The 3669-nt window shown below is 74.4% G+C and carries 1 protein-coding gene; it reads left to right on the forward strand.

From position 1 onward, the window contains the following. Window positions 1-9: 9 nt before the first annotated feature. On the forward strand, window positions 10-3669 hold a 3660-nt coding region (locus AB0K25_RS31675; RefSeq protein WP_363824010.1), incomplete at its 3' end, for an SDR family NAD(P)-dependent oxidoreductase.

Below are 3669 nucleotides of genomic sequence, written 5' to 3' on the forward strand. Positions count from 1 at the left end.
GTCGCGGCGTTGGAGGCTCGTCTTGAGGTGAAGACGCGTCGGTTGCGGGTGTCGCATGCGTTCCATTCGCATTTGATGGACCCGATGCTGGCCGAGTACGGGCAGGTCCTCGCCGGGGTCACCGCCAATCCGGCGGGTGTTCCGCTGGTGTCGACCGCGACCGGTGACCTCGTCACCGACGAGGAACTCGGCTCGGTCGGGTACTGGCAGGGTCAGGTGCGGGGCACGGTCCGGTTCGCCGACGCGGTCGCCGCCCTCGCGGCCCGGGGTGTCACCCGGTTCGTGGAGATCGGGCCGGACAGTGTGCTGACCGCGATGGTCGCCGACTGCGTCGAGGACGCCACCGCGATCGCGTTGCAGCGCCGCAAGCGTGAGCAGGTCGAGGCGTACGCGGCCGGGATGGCGCAGGCGTGGATCAGCGGTGTCGACCTCGACTGGGCGGCCGTCAACCCGGGCGGCCGGACCGTCGACCTGCCCACCTACGCCTTCCAACACCAACGCTTCTGGCTGGACGCCCCGGCCGACCCCGGTGACGCCACCGCGATGGGTCTGGACTCCGCCGACCACCCGCTGCTGGGCGCGGCCGTCACCCTCGCCAACGCCGACGGGGCCGTCCTCACCGGCCGGCTCTCCCTAGACCGGCACCCGTGGCTCGCCGACCACGCCGTGGCCGGCGCGGTGGTCTTCCCCGGCACCGGCTACGTTGACCTCGCCCTGCACGCCGGCGCGCAGGTCGGCGCCGAAACCGTCGACGAACTCACCATCGAAGCCCCGCTGGTGCTGCCCGAACGCGGCGGCGTGCAGCTCCAGGTCGTCGTCGGCCCCGCCGACACCGGCCACACCCGCACCCTCCAGGTGTACGCCCGCAGCGCCGACACCGACGCCCCGTGGACCCGGCACGCCAGCGGGGTGCTCGCCGCCGGTCGGCGTACCACCGGGACCGCCCTCACCGAGTGGCCGCCCGCCGGTGCGGAAGCGGTGCCCACCGACGACCTCTACCACCACCTGGCGACCGGCGGCCTGGTCTACGGCCCGGTGTTCCGGGGCCTGCGCCGGGTCTGGCGGCGCGGCGACGAGTTCTTTGCCGAGGTCGCCCTGCCGGAGGGGGTGGACGCCGACGGGTTCGGCCTGCACCCCGCCGTGCTCGACGCCGGCCTGCACGCCCTCGGCTTCGCCGACGGTGACACCTTCCGGGGGTTGCCGTTCGCCTGGTCCGGTCTCACCCTGCACGCCACCGGCGCGGCCGGCGTCCGGGTCCGGCTCACCCCGGTCGGCTCCGGGGTACGGGTGGCGGTCGCCGACGCCGTCGGTGCCCCCGTCGCCACCGTCGACTCGCTGGTGCTGCGGCCCGTCCAGGTCACCCGCCCCGGCGGGGTCGCCGACGCGCTGTTCGACCTGACCTGGCAGGAGATCGGCACCCCCACGGCCACGCCCACCCCGCACTGGGCCTACCACCCGGCTGTCCCGGCCACCGGCACCGCACCGGTCCCCGCCGACCCGGCGGGCCCGGCTGACCCTGCCGCCGACGCCGGCGCCCAGGGGCCGGCGACGTCCACCCCCGAGCTGCTCGTGCTGACCGCTGGCGGTGCCGGGGACGTCACCGGCCCGGAGGCGGTGCACGACGAGGTGAACCGGGTGCTCGGCCTGGTGCAGGAGTGGCTGGCCGGCCCCGACACCCACCGGCTGGCGGTGCTCACCCGCCGCGCCGTCGGCGACGACGGGACCGACCCGACCGGGGCGGCCGTGTGGGGGTTGCTCCGCTCCGCGCAGGCCGAGAACCCCGACCGGCTGCTGCTGGTCGACACCGACCCGGATGCGGACGTGTCCGGCTCCCTCACCGTGGCGGTGGCGACCGGTGAGCCGCAGGTACGGGTCCGCGACGGTGTCGTCTCGGTGCCCCGGCTCACCCGGCAGATCATCGAACCGTCCATCCCGGACGCCCCGCTCTACGGCACCGGCACGGTGCTGGTCACCGGTGCGACAGGTGCGCTCGGCGCGGCGGTGGCCCGGCACCTGGTGACGACGCACGGGGTGACCCGGCTGCTGCTGGTGTCCCGCCGGGGCCCCGCCGCGCAGGGCGCCGACGACCTGGTCGCGGAGCTGACCGGGGCCGGTGCGCAGGTCGACCTGGTCGCCGCCGACGTGGCCGACCGGGCCCAGGTCACCGCCCTGGTCGACGGCCACCCCGACCTGTCGGCGGTGGTGCACACCGCCGGGGTGCTGGACGACGGCGTGGTGTCGTCGCTGTCCGCCGCCCGACTCTCCGCGGTGCTGCGCCCCAAGGTGGACGCGGCATGGCTGCTCGACGAGCTGACCCGGGGTCGGGACCTGTCGGCGTTCGTGCTGTTCTCCTCGCTGTCCGGGGTGCTGGGTGCGCCGGGGCAGGGCAACTACGCGGCGGCGAACGCGTTCTTGGACGCATTGGCGGTGTCCCGTCGGATGGCCGGGTTGCCGGCGGTGTCGTTGGCGTGGGGGTTGTGGGGTGAGGGTTCGGCGATGACCGAAGGGCTCGCCGACGCCGACCGGGAGCGGATGTCCCGGGGTGGGGTGCTGCCGTTGGCCACCGCCGACGGGTTGGCCCTGCTCGACGCGGGCGTCGCCAACCCGTACCCGACTGCGGTGCCGGCCCGGCTCGACCTGGCCGCCCTGCGTGCCCTCGGCGACGACCTGCCGTTGCCGTTCCACGGTATGGTCCGCCCGGCCCGGCGCACGGCCGCCCGCGCCGCCACGGGGAGCGCCGCGACCGGGTGGGCGGCGGACCTCGCCGTGCTCTCCACCGAGGAGCGTGAGCGCGCCGCGACCGCCCTGGTCCTCAGCCAGGTGGCCACGGTGCTCGGGCACGCCTCCGCCGAGCGGATCGACGCCGGCCGCGCGTTCCAGGAGCTGGGCTTCGACTCGCTCACCGCCGTGGAACTGCGCAACGGGCTCGCCGTCAGCACCGGCCTGCGGCTGCCCGCCACCCTGATCTTCGACTACCCGTCCCCGCGTGACCTGGCCCGGCACCTGCTCAGCGAGATCGCCGGCCCGGACGACACCGACGCCGTGCGGCAGACCGCCACGACCGTCGCCGACGAGCCGGTGGCGATCGTCGGGATGGCCTGCCGCTACCCCGGCGGTATCACCTCGCCGGAGGACCTGTGGCGGCTCGTCGCCGAGGGCACCGACGCCGTCGACGGCTTCCCGACCGATCGGGGTTGGGACCTGGCCCGGCTCTACGACCCGACGAGCACCCGCCCCGACACCACCTACGTGGACAAGGGTGGATTCCTCACCGATGCCGCCCAGTTCGACCCGGTCTTCTTCGGCATCTCCCCCCGTGAAGCGGTGATCATGGACCCGCAGCAACGGTTGCTGCTGGAGACGTCCTGGGAGGCTTTCGAGCGGGCCGGCATCGACCCGGGAACCCTGCGCGGCTCGTCCACCGGTGTGTTCGCCGGGGTGATGTACCACGACTACGTCTCCGGGCACAGCTCCGGCAGCATCGTCACCGGCCGGGTGGCGTACACGTTCGGCTTGGAGGGGCCGGCGGTGTCGGTCGACACGGCGTGTTCGTCGTCGTTGGTGGCGATGCATCTGGCGGGTCAGGCGTTGCGGTCGGGTGAGTGTGATCTGGCGTTGGCTGGTGGGGTGACGGTGATGGCGACGCCGGAGACGTTTGTGGAGTTTTCG

This window comes from Micromonospora sp. NPDC049257 (assembly GCF_040678915.1).
GTDB lineage: Bacteria > Actinomycetota > Actinomycetes > Mycobacteriales > Micromonosporaceae > Micromonospora > Micromonospora antibiotica.